This window comes from Rhizobium sp. P1_C7, assembly GCF_056406295.1.
Window position 1 is genome coordinate 142,108 of the sequence record NZ_JBFUAL010000012.1, and the last position, 15,315, is coordinate 157,422.

The 15,315-nt window shown below is 61.3% G+C and carries 15 protein-coding genes; 9 read left to right on the forward strand and 6 right to left on the reverse strand.

What is annotated here, in order from left to right:
• Nucleotides 1–9 precede the first annotated feature (9 nt).
• The 4 genes from AC1D2R_RS19940 to AC1D2R_RS19955 are packed head-to-tail and all read right to left on the reverse strand — an operon-like array spanning nucleotide 10 to nucleotide 3,908.
• The gene (locus AC1D2R_RS19940; RefSeq protein ID WP_477969646.1) at nucleotides 10–945 is read right to left on the reverse strand and encodes an ABC transporter ATP-binding protein; all 936 of its coding nucleotides are present in this window, start codon (nucleotides 943–945) and stop codon (nucleotides 10–12) included.
• Entirely contained in the window at nucleotides 923–1,918 is a 996-nt protein-coding gene (locus tag AC1D2R_RS19945) for an ABC transporter ATP-binding protein (RefSeq protein ID WP_477969648.1), read from the reverse strand. The genes AC1D2R_RS19940 and AC1D2R_RS19945 overlap by 23 nt, the downstream gene beginning before the upstream one ends.
• Nucleotides 1,918–2,922: an ABC transporter permease gene (locus AC1D2R_RS19950; RefSeq protein ID WP_477969650.1), complete on the reverse strand. Its 1,005-nt coding sequence runs from the start codon at nucleotides 2,920–2,922 to the stop codon at nucleotides 1,918–1,920. The genes AC1D2R_RS19945 and AC1D2R_RS19950 overlap by 1 nt, the downstream gene beginning before the upstream one ends.
• Entirely contained in the window at nucleotides 2,919–3,908 is a 990-nt protein-coding gene (locus AC1D2R_RS19955; protein ID WP_477969652.1) for an ABC transporter permease, read from the reverse strand. The genes AC1D2R_RS19950 and AC1D2R_RS19955 overlap by 4 nt, the downstream gene beginning before the upstream one ends.
• Before the next feature lie 288 nt (nucleotides 3,909–4,196).
• On the opposite strand from AC1D2R_RS19955, the gene AC1D2R_RS19960 reads away from it, so the two are divergent.
• The 5 genes from AC1D2R_RS19960 (at nucleotide 4,197) to AC1D2R_RS19980 (ending at nucleotide 10,457) form a co-directional block, all read left to right on the forward strand.
• Nucleotides 4,197–5,801: an ABC transporter substrate-binding protein gene (locus AC1D2R_RS19960; RefSeq protein WP_477969654.1), complete on the forward strand. Its 1,605-nt coding sequence runs from the start codon at nucleotides 4,197–4,199 to the stop codon at nucleotides 5,799–5,801.
• Nucleotides 5,802–5,845: 44 nt separating this feature from the next.
• Nucleotides 5,846–7,024 (forward strand): LLM class flavin-dependent oxidoreductase, encoded by a 1,179-nt coding sequence (locus AC1D2R_RS19965; RefSeq protein ID WP_477969656.1) that lies wholly within the window; start codon nucleotides 5,846–5,848, stop codon nucleotides 7,022–7,024.
• A gap of 8 nt (nucleotides 7,025–7,032) precedes the next feature.
• Nucleotides 7,033–8,073, forward strand: coding sequence for an ABC transporter substrate-binding protein (locus tag AC1D2R_RS19970; protein ID WP_477969658.1), 1,041 nt, complete (start codon nucleotides 7,033–7,035; stop codon nucleotides 8,071–8,073).
• Between the two features lie 22 nt (nucleotides 8,074–8,095).
• Entirely contained in the window at nucleotides 8,096–9,253 is a 1,158-nt protein-coding gene (locus AC1D2R_RS19975; protein ID WP_477969660.1) for an acyl-CoA dehydrogenase family protein, read from the forward strand.
• 187 nt (nucleotides 9,254–9,440) lie between these two features.
• Nucleotides 9,441–10,457: a helix-turn-helix domain-containing protein gene (locus AC1D2R_RS19980; protein ID WP_477969662.1), complete on the forward strand. Its 1,017-nt coding sequence runs from the start codon at nucleotides 9,441–9,443 to the stop codon at nucleotides 10,455–10,457.
• A gap of 143 nt (nucleotides 10,458–10,600) precedes the next feature.
• On the opposite strand, the gene AC1D2R_RS19985 is transcribed toward AC1D2R_RS19980, so the two are convergent.
• The gene (locus tag AC1D2R_RS19985; RefSeq protein WP_477969664.1) at nucleotides 10,601–12,196 is read right to left on the reverse strand and encodes an ABC transporter substrate-binding protein; all 1,596 of its coding nucleotides are present in this window, start codon (nucleotides 12,194–12,196) and stop codon (nucleotides 10,601–10,603) included.
• Nucleotides 12,197–12,553: 357 nt separating this feature from the next.
• The gene (locus AC1D2R_RS19990; protein WP_477969666.1) at nucleotides 12,554–12,826 is read right to left on the reverse strand and encodes a M24 family metallopeptidase; all 273 of its coding nucleotides are present in this window, start codon (nucleotides 12,824–12,826) and stop codon (nucleotides 12,554–12,556) included.
• A 98-nt stretch (nucleotides 12,827–12,924) separates the two neighbouring features.
• Here AC1D2R_RS19990 and AC1D2R_RS19995 point away from each other — a divergent pair, with 98 nt between their 5' ends.
• Genes AC1D2R_RS19995 through arsB form a run of 4 tightly spaced genes read left to right on the forward strand, consistent with a single transcriptional unit; the run spans nucleotide 12,925 to nucleotide 15,313 of the window.
• Complete coding sequence (locus AC1D2R_RS19995; RefSeq protein WP_477969668.1) at nucleotides 12,925–13,287, forward strand: ArsR/SmtB family transcription factor; 363 nt, start codon at nucleotides 12,925–12,927, stop codon at nucleotides 13,285–13,287.
• On the forward strand, nucleotides 13,275–13,712 hold the full coding sequence (arsN2, locus tag AC1D2R_RS20000; RefSeq protein ID WP_477969670.1) for an arsenic resistance N-acetyltransferase ArsN2: 438 nt from the start codon (nucleotides 13,275–13,277) through the stop codon (nucleotides 13,710–13,712). The genes AC1D2R_RS19995 and arsN2 overlap by 13 nt, the downstream gene beginning before the upstream one ends.
• Nucleotides 13,713–13,727: 15 nt before the next feature.
• A complete protein-coding gene (locus AC1D2R_RS20005) occupies nucleotides 13,728–14,255 on the forward strand; it encodes an arsenate reductase ArsC (RefSeq protein ID WP_477969672.1) in 528 nt (175 codons plus the stop codon).
• Complete coding sequence (gene arsB, locus AC1D2R_RS20010; RefSeq protein WP_477969674.1) at nucleotides 14,255–15,313, forward strand: ACR3 family arsenite efflux transporter; 1,059 nt, start codon at nucleotides 14,255–14,257, stop codon at nucleotides 15,311–15,313. Before AC1D2R_RS20005 ends, arsB begins: the two co-directional genes overlap by 1 nt.
• Nucleotides 15,314–15,315: the final 2 nt, after the last annotated feature.

Here is a 15,315-nt window from a genome sequence, read left to right on the forward strand (position 1 = left end):
TCTCCATTTCTATTGGGCGTGGTGGCAGGCAACGGCGTGGCCGTGGCCGAACTGACGGAAGGCTGGATCCTCTGCGCGGCAGATATCGGTGGCGAGCGGACAGCGCGTATGGAAGCGGCATCCGGCTGGCGGATTGTGCGGGCTAGGCAGATCGCCGGTGATCGGCGCGGCCTGCTTGCGCCGTGATGGATCGGGCACGGCAGCGAGCAGAGCCTGCGTGTAGGGATGCTTGGCGTCCGACCACAGCGCGCTGGTCGACGCACTCTCGACGATACGACCAAGATACATGACGAGAACCCGGTCGGCGAAATAGCGCACGACCGAGAGATCATGCGAGATGAAGAGATAGGAGAGCGAGAGCTCGGCCTTCATCTCGACCAGAAGATTGAGGATCTGCGCCTGGATCGACAGATCGAGCGCCGAGACGGGTTCGTCGCAAATGACGAGTTCCGGCTGCAGGATGAGCGCACGAGCAATCCCGATCCGCTGGCGCTGACCGCCTGAGAATTCGTGCGGGTAACGGTCGAGCGCATCTGCTGGAAGCCCAACGTGCTCTACCATGGAGGCTGCGATGGCGTTGCGTCGCCCGGCGTCGCCGATGCGGTGAACGGCAAGCGGCGCGGTCAGGATCGCTCTGATCGTCTGACGCGGGTTGAGCGAGGCGAAGGGATCCTGGAAGATCATCTGGATGTTGCGGCGGATCGACTGCAACTCCTTGCCCGACATTGCCGAGACGTCGCGCCCCTTGAAGGTCACGTTGCCGGAAGACGGCGTTACCAGCCGCATCAGTGATTTGCCGAGGGTAGACTTGCCGCAACCGGATTCGCCGACGAGCGCGACGGTCTCGCCCTCGCCTATCTCAAGCGAGACATCGTCGACGGCACGAACCGTCCCTGCGGCTGCTGAATAATGTGTCGAAAGCCTATCGACCGACAGTAGCGGCATGGGCTGCCTCCGCAATGGCTGGAACATAGGGGCACGCGACTTCTCGCCCGGACGAGAAGCTGAGGAGCGGCGGAACGGAAGAACCGCATGCGGAACGGGCAACCGGACAACGCGGGCGGAACGAACAGCCTTTTTCGCCGGCTGCCGATACGATTGAGCCCGGGATTTCCGACAGCGGCCCGTCGCGGTAGTGATAATCGGCCTTCAGCCGTGGCGAAGCAGAGAGCAGGCCTTGCGTATAGGGATGATAGGGGGTCTCGAACACCTCATCCGGTAGCCCTTCCTCGATCTTGCGCCCGGCATACATGACGACCACGCGGTCGGCCCATTGGGCGACAATGCCGAGATCATGGGTGATCAGGATGACGGCCATATTCAGCTGGCTGCGCAGATTGTCGAGCAATTGCAGCACCTGCGCCTGGATGGTCACGTCGAGTGCGGTGGTCGCTTCGTCGGCAATCAGGAGCGTCGGATTGCAGGCAACCGCGATGGCGATCATCACCCGCTGGCGCATGCCGCCCGAAAGCTGGTGCGGGTAGTCATCCACCCGCCGACCCGCCTGCGGAATGCTGACCAGATCGAGCAGTTCGATGGCGCGCCCCCGCGCCTGCCTGCGGCTCAGATTTTCATGGATGCGCAGTACTTCGATGATCTGCTCTCCAATCGTCAGGACCGGATTGAGCGAGGTCATCGGCTCCTGGAAGATCATCGCGATATCGCGACCGCGGATGCGCCGAAGCTGTCGCTCGGGGAGCGCCAAGAGGTCCTGCCCCTTGAAGTAGATCTGGCCGCCTGCCCTTGCCTGCCGTGGAAGCAGACCCATGAGACCGAGTGCGGTCAGCGACTTTCCCGACCCGGATTCGCCAACAACAGCCAGCATTTCACCGGGCTCGGCGGTGAAACTCACGCCCTTGACCGGCTCGGCAGACGGAAAGCGAACCGAAAAGTCGCGCACATCGAGAAGACTGGTCATCAACGCTCCTCCGAAAAGCGGGGGTTGAGCGCATCGTTCAACCCGTCGCCGATCAGATTAAGGGCAAGCACCGTGAATACGATCGCAAGCCCTGGCAGCGCCGTCAGATACCAGGCAGTGCGGATCACGTCGCGCCCGGCACCGATCATCGAACCCCACGACACCCGGTTCGGGTCCCCCAGCCCCATGAAAGACAGCGCCGATTCCATCAGGATTGCGCTGGCGACCATCACGGAAGAGGTGACGATCAACGGCGGAAGTGCATTCGGCAGGATCTCGCGGAAGATGATGCGCGCGTGCCCGAAGCCGAGGCTGCGGGCGGCGAGAACATAGTCCTTCTCCCGGATTGCCCGGAACTCGGCCCGTGTCAGACGCGCAACGGTCGGCCAGCTGACGATGGCAATCGCGACCGTCACGGTCGAGGTCGTCGGCTGTGCGATCGCCACCAGCACCACCAGCAGCACGAAGCTCGGCAGCGTCTGGAAGATCTCGATGAACTTGACAAGCAGGTCGTCGACCAGGCCGCCGAAATAGCCGGCGGACGCACCGATGGCGATGCCGGCCGTCAACCCGAGCGCGGTTGCCGCGATCCCCACCGTCAGCGAGATACGCGCTCCATGGAGAATGCCGGCAAGCACATCCCGGCCCATGGAATCGGTGCCCAGCGGATAGGCGCTGGCCTGTCCCGGCCAGAGGAAGGGTCGTGCGACCATCTCCATCGGATCGCCGGGATAAAGGACAGATGCAAACAGCGCCGCAAAGGCCACGGCAGCCAGAAAGGCAACGCCGAACAAAGCATTCGGATTGGAAAGGAAGACCTTCAGTTCCCTGCGTGCGCCGCGCCATGCCGTACCTGGTACGGAGGCGCGAACATCGGGCGCGTGGATATGGGCCCAACGCGGCTCCGGCTTTGCGCTCTCAGGGTCGTAATCCGCCTCCACAACGCCCTTTGCGGTGAATTCGATTGCCTCGCCTGCATAGGGTCCAAGCTTGTAGGTATTCATCGACTTGCTCCAATTCTGGGGTCGAGCCATGCCTGCAGAAGATCGACGGCAGCGTTTGCGACGATCACAAGGAAGGACGAGAGCAGCAAAATGCCGAGCAGAACGCTGAAATCGCGCGCCATCACAGCTTCGAACGCGAGGCGACCGAGGCCTGGCCAGCTATAGACGGTCTCCACCACCACCGCGCCGCCGAGCATGCCCCCGAAGTGCATGCCGGCCATTGTCGTAATCGGGATCAGTGCATTGCGCAGGATGTGGCGGGTCGTCAGGAAGAAGGGCGACACGCCCTTGGCGCGCGCTGTGCGCACGAAGTCCTGCGACTTCACCTCCAGCATCGAGGCCCTTGTCAGCCGCGCATAGATCGCGAGGTAGAAGAGCGCCAGCGAGGTGGCGGGCAGCACCATGTAGCGCATGCGATCGAGGATGGCAGGAATGCCCGTCAGGCGTGACCCGATGGTGCTGTCGCCGCCGCTCGGCAGCCAGCCGAGCTTCACCGAGAAGAGCAGGATCAGCATCAGGCCGATCCAGAACCCGGGAATGGAATAGAACAGCAACGACACGATCGAGATCAGTCGATCCGGCAAGCGTCCCGAAAAAGTCGCCATCAACGACCCGAGGAACAATCCGACCGTGATCGCGATGAACAGGGCGACAAGCATCAGCATCAGCGTGCCCGGCAGACGCTGGCCGATCAGATCAGCCACCGGCATGCCATAGCGCGGTGAGAACCCCAGACTGAAGTGGGCAAGGTTGTTCAGGTAGTTCCCCAACTGCACGAGGATCGGATTGTCGAGGCCGAACCGCTCCCTGAGCGCTGCCATCGTCTCGACGGTGGCCGAGCCCGATTCGGCCGCCATTACATCGGCAGCATCCCCCGGGGCGAGCTTCAGCAGGAAGAAATTGAGGATGACGATCCCGAGCATGGTGGGCACCGCCTGGACGATCGTCTTGCGAACCGTTCGCCACACGCGCTTGTAAGCCGACATTGCCATTCACCTCGCGACGTTCGCAGATTTTGTTTTCGCTGTTGCGCAATAATAGTTGACTAAATCTGTGTGTTTTGTCAAATCCGTATTGGCAAATAATTCTACAAATAGCCAATAAACAGGCCTATTGAAAAATTAAATGCCACAATTTTCTAGTTTTGGGGGTATTCATACCCAAGCATCGCTCTGCTGAGGTAAAAAGCCCTACGGCGTCGCACCTCGACAGAAAGACAGACCAGGAAGGGCCGATCCAATGGAATGCGGCTCGCAGCCTTTGAGGGACGACACATGACCGTATTTTCGGCTCCGACGCGCCGCAGCTTTCTTCTCTCCTCGGTCGCGCTCGGCGTGACCATGGCAACCCACCTGCCCGCCCTTGCCGAGCCGGTGCGTGGCGGCACGGCGGTTCTGCTGCTGTCCGCCGAGCCGCCGGTGCTGACGACGATCGCACACACGGCCTTCAATTCGGTCTATGTCTCGCCGAAGACGACCGAAGGGTTGCTGACCTATGACTTCGACCTCAACCCGAAGCCGCTGCTGGCCAAGGAATGGGCGATCAGTGACGACGGGCTTCGCTATACGTTCAAGCTTCGCGACGGCGTGAAGTGGCATGATGGCCAGCCCTTCACCTCGGCGGACGTCGCCTTCTCGATCAAGACGATCAAGGAGGTGCATCCGCGCGGCCGAAACACCTTCCTCAATCTCGTCGATGTCGAAACGCCCGATGCACTGACGGCGGTCCTGACGCTTTCGAAGCCGGCGCCCTACCTGATCACGGCACTCGCCTCCTCGGAAACGCCGATCGTTCCCCGCCATGTCTACGAAGGCACGAAGGTTGCCGAGAACCCGGCAAACCTCGCACCGATCGGCACAGGACCCTTCAAGTTCAAGGAGTGGGTGCGCGGAAGCCATATCGTCTATGAGCGCAATACCGATTACTGGGACCAGCCGCGGCCCTATCTCGATCAGCTGATCGTCCGCTTCATTCCCGATGCCGCAGCGCGCTCGATCGCGATCGAGACTGGCGAGATCGACCTCGCGCCGTCGACGCCGGTGCCGTTGAGCGACCTCGAGCGCTTCAAGACGCTGCCAGGCATCGCCTTCGAAACCCGCGGCTATCAGTATTCAAACGGCGTCAGCCGCATCGAGTTCAATCTGGAGCGTCCTTTGTTCAAGGACGTACGCGTCCGACAGGCCTTTGCGCATGTCATCGACCGGAACGTGATCCGCAACACCATCAACTACGGCTACGGAGAGGCTATCTCCGGGCCGATCAACCCGAACCTGACCAAATGGTATGTCGCCGATCTCAAGACCTATCCGATCGATCTGGCCGCAGCCGAAAAGCTGCTCGACGAGGCGGGCTATCCGCGGGGTTCCGACGGCATCCGCGCCCGCATCAACCTCGACTACGTGCCGAGTGGCGAAAGCTACCCGCGCGGCTCCGAATACATCCGCCAGGCGCTCGCCAAGGTCGGCATCGACGCCACCGTCCGCAGCCAGGACTTCGCGACCTACACCAAGCGCATCTACACCGATCGCGACTTCGATTTCGCCTTCGAAGGGATGAGCAACCTCTTCGATCCGACGGTCGGCGTGCAGCGTCTCTACTGGAGCAGGAACTTCAAGCCGGGCGTGCCCTTCTCCAACGGATCGGCTTACTCCAACCCCAAGGTCGATGCACTGCTGGAGGCCGCGGCCATCGAACTCGACGCCGCAAAACGTGTCGAGCAATGGCGCGAGATCCAGCAGATCCTGGTCGAGGATCTGCCGGCGATCGACATCGTCAGCCAACCGGAACTCACGATCTACAACAAGCGCATCAGCGACCACACAGTTGGCGGCGAAGGCGTGTCCGGAAGCCTTGCCTACGCCTATGTCGCCGCCTCCTGAGGCAGGCGGCTAATCCTCTAGAACCCGAGAAGCAAGGGGACGCCATGTCCATCCAACACCTGCCTGGCTCGTTCGTGGGCCTGCCGAAATTCACTGCGCCGACGGATTTTCCAGACAGTCCTTTGTCGAAGGCGCTTGAGCAGCCCGTATTGCTCGGGCTCTTCCTGCCGATCCAGGCGGGCGGCTGGACCCAGTCGACGCTGGAGCGATCGACCGACTGGCGCTTCGACTACAACAAGGCGCTGACGCTGAAAGCCGAGGAACTGGGCTTCGATCTCGTCTTTGCCCTTTCGCAATGGCTGCCCAAGGGCGGCTATGGCGGCGTCTTCGACGGGCAGGCGCTCGACAGCTTCGTCTCGACGGCAGCCCTTGCCGGCCTGACGAAGAAGATCATCCTGATCTCCACCATGCACGTCCTCTACGGCCCATGGCACCCGCTGCATCTCGCCAAGTTCGGCGCCACGCTCGACCATATTACCGGCGGGCGCTGGGGTATCAACGTCGTCACCGGCCACCGGGCCGTCGAGCACGAAATGTTCGGCTGGCCGCGCATCGAGCACGACAAGCGCTATGCGCTGGCCGCCGAATTCCTGGAAGTCGTCCAGCGGCTCTGGAGCGACACGGAGAACTTCTCTTACGAGGGCGAAAGCAGCTGGAAGCTCGGGGGCGGGTTTGTCACGCCGAAGCCGAACTTTGGACGCCCTATCCTGGTGAACGCGACGGGGTCGGATGCCGGCATCGCCTTTGCCGGCCGCTACTCCGATATCGTGTTCATCACCAGCCCGACGGGCGCCGATATCGACAGCGCGCTGCAATCCCTGCCCGCACATACGAAGCGGGTGAAGGAAGCGGCCACCGATGTCGGCCGGACGGTGAAAACGCTCCTCAATCCGATGGTCATCTGCCGGCCAACGGAAAAGGAAGCCTGGGCGCTAGCCGACAAGATCGTCGCCCACGCCGACCAGCGTTCGCCCCACGGCTTCCAGTCGCTGAATTCGGATGCGCAGGCCTGGAAGGGACGCGACCCGGCCGACCCCTATCGCGCCATCGGCGGCAACATCCGTGTCATCGGCTCGCCGGAGCAGGTGGTCGATCAATTCGTCAAACTGAAGGCCGCCGGCGTCGATGGCCTTCAACTCAGCTTCTTCGACTTCCGCGACGACCTGGAATTCTTCGGCAGCGAGGTCCTGCCGTTGATGAAGCAGGCCGGCCTGCGCCACTGAAAGGGACGATGATGACAAAGAATACCGTTTCTGAAATCTGGTACACGCGCTGCCCTGTCCCGACGCCCGTCGGCCTTGCCGCGCAGCTCGGCTATCTCGAAGAAGGCTTCCGCAAGGACGGCGTCACGCTGAAATCGATCATCGACTCGCCGGACCGCAATATCCGCCAGAGCCATTTCAACCACACGCTCGACTGGTCCTTCCGTCACGGCGGCAACGTGCCGCCGATCCGCGCCCGCTCGGAAGGCCGCAAGACGCGGCTCGTCGGCATCACCTGGACCGATGAATTCCAGGCGATCATCACGCTGCCGGAAACCGGGATCAAGACGACGAAGGACTTGAAGGGCCGGCGCTTCGGCATCGCGCGCCGCCCGGAAGGCATCGTCGATTTCATGCGGGCCACGGCGCTCAAGGGGCTGGTCTCCGCGCTGTCGCTCGAAGGCCTCGCGCCGTCCGATGTCGAAATCGTCGATATCGCTCTTGCCGATTCCGTTCTTGCCAGCCAGGAAGGGCCATCGCTTTTCGGCCTGAAGCGCCGGCAGGCCTATGGCGAGGAAGTTGCAGCCTTGCTTCGCGGGGAGGTCGACGCGATCTACGTGAAAGGCACAGCCGGCATCAATGTCGCCAACCTTATCGGCGCCGTGGAGGTGGTCGAGTTCGGCTTCCACCCCGACCCGAAGATCCGCATCAATTCCGGCTCGCCGCGTGTGCTGACCGTCGACGAGCTGCTTGCCGAGGATCGCCCGGACCTCGTTGGCCGGTTGCTGGACGCGATATTCAAGGCGAGCGCATGGGCCGAAGCCCATCCCGAGGAAACGCGCCGCTTCGTCGCCCGCGAAGCGGGTGCGACCGAAGAGCAGGTCCTCGCGGCCAATGGCCCTGATATCCACCATCACCTCGGCCTCGGCCTGCAGGCCGAACTCATCGATGCAATCGGACACTACAAGGATTTCCTGCGCGACTTCGGTTTCCTTGCAGACGACTTTTCCATCACCGACTGGGTCGACCGCCGTCACATCGACGCTTTCGACACCCGCGCCGTCGCGTGAAGCAGAAAGCATCCCGATCATCATGACACAGGAATTCAACGACCTGATCGGCAAGGCGAAAGGCCTTGCCGATGAATTCTCGACCAATGCCGCCCATCACGACGCCACGGGAGACTTTCCTTTCGCCAACTTCGAGACGCTGTTTGGAGCGGGTCTCCTCGGCCTCGTGACCGCGCGCGAGCATGGCGGATTGGGCGGCGGCCTCAAGGAGGCACAGGCGATCATCAGTGAAATCGCCCGTGGCGAACCGTCGACGGCGCTGGTGCTGGCGATGCACTACAACACGCACTACTCGATCCGCCGCTTCGGCAAATGGGCGCCTGCGTTGGCGCAGCGGGTCTTGTCTGCAAACCGCATGGGCCCTGCCCTGATCAACGCCGCCCAGGCCGAGCCGCGCATCGGCTCCCCCGCTCACGGCGCGCTGCCCGAAACAATCGCCCGACCTGATGGCGATACCTGGCGCATCACCGGGCGCAAGAGCTACGTCACCGGCATTCCGATCCTGAAATGGGTTGCTCTCTTGGCGCTGACCGAGGAGGAGACGCCGCGCCTTGCCTCCTTCCTCGTGCCGACCGATGCACCCGGCCTGCGCATCGAAAAGACATGGAACGCCGCCGGCATGCATGCGACGGCGAGCGACGACATCATTCTGGACGATGTCGTCATCGCCGCTGACGATATCATCGAAGCGCAACCCGCCAGCCAGCCGATCGTACGCCACGAGCATGCGACCGCCTTCTTCTTCTCGCTGATCGGCGCCGTCTATCACGGCGTGGCCAAGTCGGCCCGCGACCGGGTGTTGCAGTTCGCCGCGCACCACGCGCCGGCCAGTCTCGGCGCCCCGATCGCAACGGTCCCGCGTGTCCAGGATGGGCTCGGCGAGATCGAGATCCGGCTTGCCACGAACGAGAGGTTGTTGCGGTCGCTCGGAGAAGACGTCGATGCGGGGCGGTCGGTCGGAATGGACGGGATGAGCGTTCGCCACGTCGTGATCGACAATGCCGTCGCCATCACCAATCTGGCGCTGGAGCTTGCCGGAAATCCGGGCCTCAACCGGGATTTCCAGCTCGAACGGCACCACCGCGATGCGATCACGGCACGCTCACACGCGCCACAGAGCCATATGATCCGTACCATCGCGGCAAAGGGAGCTCTGGCGCGAGTTGGCGCTTCGCAGTGAGAGATGCCGCGATTGAGGCGCGGCGTCCGTCTTGTAGAGCTGCCTTCCTTCGCCATCTGCAGCAACGGAATACGCAATCGGCAGTCGTCAAAATAGACCTACACCGCACGTAATATTGATTGGAGTATTAATCATAGTATACACATGAACAGGCACCACCCGACGCCACTGGAACACCAGAGGTTTGATGATCGTCAAGAATCGTATTGCACCACTGATCTTCGATACGCGTTCATTGCCAAAGGAACATCAGTTCGAGGCATGGCGCGCCTATAATTCAGCGGTCATCGACGTGTCATTGTCTACGGACAACCGCAACGCCTTTACCTTCGAGAACAAGGTGTGGGACTTGGGCGCCATTGCGTTCACGTCGTCGCGCATGCCAGGCCCGCTGGTACCACGCAGTTGGGAGCATCTCAGCAAGGATCCGCTGGATCACTGGTGTTTTGTTCTGCCCGAAAGCGCACGATACACCGAGCAGGCGGTCGAAGGCTCGCCAAAGGTCTATTTTCGATCCCTCGGCCGGCAATTCAGTGGCGCTGCGGCGGACTCGAGCGTATCGACACTATTCATTCCGCGCGATCTTCTGCGCCCCGTTGCAGGCTTGCTTGACACGCACTCGGAAACGCTCGCGAGCGATGGGCTGGGTATTCTCCTGTCCGATTTTTTCATCTCGGTAGAACGACGCCTCCCCACGATGGTGACAGAGGACGTCCCGCGCCTGGTCGAATCCATTGCCGCGATGATCATCGCGTGTGTGGCGCCAACGCCCGACAGGCTGGCCGAGGCCAGCAAACCGATTGCATCGACGCGCCTGGAGCGAGCGCGGCAGAGGATCCATATGAGCCTGTTGTCCCCAACGCTCAGCCCGGCAACTCTCTGCCGGGACATCGGGGTCTCTCGTTCGACGCTGTATTCCCTGTTCGAACCGTTGCAGGGCGTGTCACATTACATCCAGCGACAACGCTTGCTCGCGGCCTATCGCATGCTGCGGGATCCCACCAACCGTTTCACGACCAGCGAGCTTGCCGAAATGTTTCGCTTTTCCGACGCCAGTACCTTCACGCGCGCTTTTCGGCAGGTGCTGGGATGCTCGCCACGGGACGTACAGGGGACGATCCTCGCGCCGGCTCCCGCTCCGGCGTCAACCCCGATGCAAACGGTCGCGGAATTGGGTGGCATACTTCGCCGTCTTCAATCGTGAGATGCGAGCCGGAAGGATGGCGCGAAAGCGCTGTCGCTCCCATGCAAACCAACGCTTCCGCCATGTGTTGAATGATCACCAATGACGCAAATCGTCGACCAGCCGCAGCTCCACCTGCGGCTGGTCGTTTGCACAACCGAGTATCAGGCGTCGGGGCTCAGCCAGATCTGTCCAAAGCTGTTGTTGATGCCCTGGGCGCCCGGCGCGAAATTCCGAACCTTCTTGTTGGCGACGATCTGCGCGCCTGCGGCGACCAGGTCGACGGATACGACGTCGTCATGGATGAGGCGCTGGAACTGGTACCAGACGTCGCGGCGCTTGCTCTCGTCCGGTTCGACTGCCGCGGCTTCGAGGAGCCGGTCCACCTCCGGATTGGAGTAGTGACTTGCGTTGGAGAAAACGAGACCGATCTTGAAGTTCTTCGACCAATAGGCGCGCTGCACGCCAAGCGTCGGATCGAAAGTGTTCGAGAGAGATTCAATGACGAGATCCCACTTGCGATCCGTGTAGACGGTCTTGAGGAAAGTCGCGAGATCGAGCTTCAGGATTTCGGCATCGATCCCGACGACGGCAAGCGACTGCTTGATGAAGTCTGCATAGGACGGCGGCAGGAACGAATTATAGGCGAGACGCAGCGTGAAGCGCGTTCCACCGGCCCCGCGCGGGTAGCCCGCCTGGTCAAGTAACCTTTCGGCAAGCTTCGGATCAGGCTCCCTCGCCGTGATGCTCGGATCGTACCATTTCGGCAATGCCGTGCTGATCGGGCTTGGCGAAACCTGCGCATATCCATAGAGCGCGATATCGACGAGCTTCTGCAGATCGATGGCATGCGCGATTGCCAGTCGCACGTCGCGCTTCGTCAAGATCTCGTTTTCATAGTTGAAGAACAGCTGCTGCTGCGGGCCCGAATAGGCATAGGTCGTGGTATCGACGACAAGGCTCGTATTGGCCTTCAGGCGCTCGATATCGGACAGGGGCACAGGATTGGCGCCGATATCGGTCTCGCCCGTTTCGAGCGCAGCGGCACGCGCGGCGGGATCGAGAATGACGCGCAGCACGACCCGGTCGAGATAGGGCTTGGGCGCATCCCAATAGTCCGGGTTGCGATCGAAGATCAGATGGCTGCCGGGCACCCATTCCTTGAGGATGAAGGGACCGGTGCCGATCGTTTGTTCCAGTTTCGGCTGCTCCTGCGGCTTGAAGGTCTCGTACACATGCTTGGGAACGATCGGCGATTCCGAGCTGCTCAGCGCCGAGATGAGGTAGGGAGCCGGTTTGGACAGCACGATGACGGCGGTGTGGGCATCCGGCGTTTCGACGGCCGTGACGTTCTGATAGGTTATGCGGCCGCGTGGGTGTGCCTCCTTCAACCGGAAGATCGTGAAGTTGACGTCGTCAGAGGTGAAATCCTTGCCGTCGTGCCACTTGACCCCCTGGCGCAGCTTGAAGGTATAACGAAGACCGTCCTCGCTGACCGACCATTCCGTCGCCAGCAGGGGAATGGGATTAAGATCGTAATCGAAGTCCAGAAGCCCTTCATTCACCTTCGGCCCGATCGCCTGGCCGGTGCCGGACGACGTGTTGATCGCGATCAACGATGTCGGATCAGGATAATAGGCCCAGTTGAGCGTACCGCCACGAACAGGTGTTTCTCCGGCGGCAAGGGAAGGACGGGTAAAAGCAAGGCTTGCGCTGCTCAGCAGCAGCAGCTGGTTGAACTGGCGGCGGTTGATGGACATCACGTCTCTCCTGAAAAATCGACGACGGCAGAGCCGGCGGCACACCCCTTGCGCCGCCCCCGATGATCTCCGCCGGCCGGCAAAATCCGAAGGCAGAAATTCTATCGTCTCGCGAAAGCAGCCCTTTCAAGCCGTCGCGCATCGTTGCCATAACATCCAGGGAACGGTCGGAAGTGGGGCACGAACACGAGTGGCATGGGGCTTGTCGGCTCTGCCCTCGTCGGTTTCGGGATAAAGCTCGGCGTCAGCCCTTGCCTCGCCTCCTCGACCGCATTTCTCACGACAAGGTCGGCATCGTTAGAGGTCATTCCTGGCTCGATCCTGGAAATTCCCGAGAGGTCACCCGCCGGGGAAGCATCATGGAATCTGCGAACTTTCGTCCCAATGCTTTCCAGTCATCGCAATGCGACAGATCGGAGCGCAGTAGCGCTTGTGGACCCCGCCCGTTTTCATGTTGATGAGGTCGCCCTTCTTTATGGGTCCGTTCGCGAACCGGGTATGGGCAAGGGCGCTACCAAGGCCAGCGGCTACCACAGGTGCTGTTGGCAGCGGATCGCTACCGTGCCTGTTCAGCACGCCAGAGGTCCACATCGCCGCGGTCACAATGATCTTTTCCGTTCGCAATGACATCCTTGATGCGGAATGCGGGCTTTCGATACGGTCCAGCTGGGTCCTCGCGACGAGGGCAATCCTGTTGACACACCAAATATATCCATTATTCTGGATATATGGAATCGAAAAACGCAATCGCGGCGCTTGCCGCCTTGGCGCAGACGACGAGGCTTGAAACCTTCCGTCTGCTGGTAAAATCGGAACCGGATGGCATTCCGGCAGGCGAACTGGCGCGAATGCTTGACGTTCCACAGAACACCATGTCCGCACACCTGGCGACCCTGTCGCGGGCTGGCATCGTGAGAAGCGAACGGCAGAGCCGATCTGTCATCTATCGCGCTGACCTCGAAGGTTTCCGTGTCCTCACTCTCTTCCTGCTGAAGGACTGCTGCGGCGGCAACGCCGAGTTGTGTGCGCCGCTTATTGCCGATCTCACGCCATGCTGCTCGCCGGAGAAATCGGGACCATGCGTGAACTAGAGCTTTACCCGGTACCGGCCGGAGACGATATCAAGTCCGCTTTGACCGTGGCGGGCCTTCCGGTGGACGATCTCGATGAGCGTGGTCGGTCCTATTTCCAGCTCTTGGACGGCCAAGACAGCATAGTTGGCTACTCCGGGCTTGAGGAATGTGGAAGCGCCTGCCTTTTGCGCTCGATGATGATCCTGCCTGAGTTCAGATCGCGAGGATACGGACGGCAACTGGCCGAACTGACGATCGCACAGGCTCCCCTCGGCTGCGAGGTCTATCTCGCAACCACAAGCGCCGAGACGTTTTTCGAGGGCTTGGGCTTCGTCGCCGTACAGCGCGATGATGTACCTTCGACAATCCTCTCCACCCGCCAGCTATCGGGCCTCTGTCCCGCGTCGGCGACGATCATGAAACTCACCCGGCATCCGACCTAGCCACGGACCACGACCATGACCCACAAGCCCTACAACGTGCTCTTCCTGTGCACGGGAAACTCCGCACGTTCTATTCTCGCCGAGTCCATCCTGAACAGGGATGGCGGAGGTCGCTTCAAGGCCTTCTCCGCAGGTAGCCAGCCAAAAGGTGAAGTGAACCCACACGCGCTAAAGGAGCTGGAGGCCCTCGGCTATCCGTCGACGGGTTTCTCGTCCAAGACCTGGGACGTGTTTGCCGAACCTGGCGCTCCCGCGATGGACTTCATCTTCACGGTTTGCGACAGCGCAGCCGGCGAAGCCTGCCCTGTCTGGATCGGCCACCCGATGACGGCACACTGGGGCGTGGAGGACCCCGCGGCGGTTGTCGGCACCGAGGTCGAAGTTCATCGTGCCTTCGCCCAGGCCGCCCGCTTCCTGAAAAACCGCATCTCAGCCTTCATCAATCTTCCACTCGCGTCCATCGATCGCATGGCGCTGGAACACAATCTTCGCCAGATTGGTGCGTTTGAAGGTGCATCCGTCAAATCCGAAAGGGCCAACTGATGTCCACCTTCGAGAGATACCTTACCGTCTGGGTCTTCCTGTGTATCGTTGTCGGCATCGCGCTTGGTCACCTGATGCCTGGTGTGTTCCATGCCATCGGTGCTGCCGAAGTCGCCAAGGTGAACATTCCAGTGGCCATTCTCATCTGGCTGATGGTTATCCCGATGCTGCTGAAGATCGACTTCGGTTCTCTTGCCAGGGTCACTAGCTACTGGCGCGGCATCGGGGTCACGCTTTTCATCAACTGGGCCGTCAAGCCTTTCTCGATGGCGCTCCTCGGCTGGCTGTTCGTGGGATGGCTGTTTCGCCCACTGCTTCCCGCCGACCAGATCGATTCCTACATCGCGGGCCTTATCATCCTCGCCGCCGCCCCTTGTACCGCAATGGTCTTTGTCTGGAGTAACCTCACCAAGGGCGAGCCCCACTTCACCCTCTCCCAGGTGGCGCTGAACGACGCCATCATGATCGTCGCCTTTGCGCCGATCGTCGGGCTCCTGCTGGGCCTGTCCGCGATCACCGTTCCTTGGGACACGTTGACGATCTCGGTGGCCCTCTACATCCTGATCCCGTTGGCCCTCTCTCAGGCCATCCGCAAGTACCTGACGGCAGACGGCACCACACGCAGGCTCGATGCCCTGTTGGCGAAGCTACAGCCACTATCCCTCGCCGCACTGCTGGCGACCCTCGTTCTCCTGTTCGGCTTCCAGGGCGAGCAGATCATCGCGCAGCCGACCATCATTGCGCTGCTGGCGGTTCCGATCCTGATCCAGGTCTACTTCAATTCAGGACTTGCCTATCTGCTCAACCGGATGTCCGGAGAACAGCATTGCGTGGCCGGTCCATCCGCCCTCATCGGCGCCAGCAATTTCTTCGAACTTGCCGTCGCTGCCGCCATCAGCCTCTTCGGTTTCCAATCTGGAGCAGCGCTGGCAACGGTCGTCGGCGTACTGATCGAGGTGCCGGTGATGCTGTCGGTCGTCTGGATCGTGAACCGTTCCAAGGGATGGTACGAAGCCAGCCCCGCAGTCATCAAGAATACAGCCAGCGAAAGGGCGTAAAC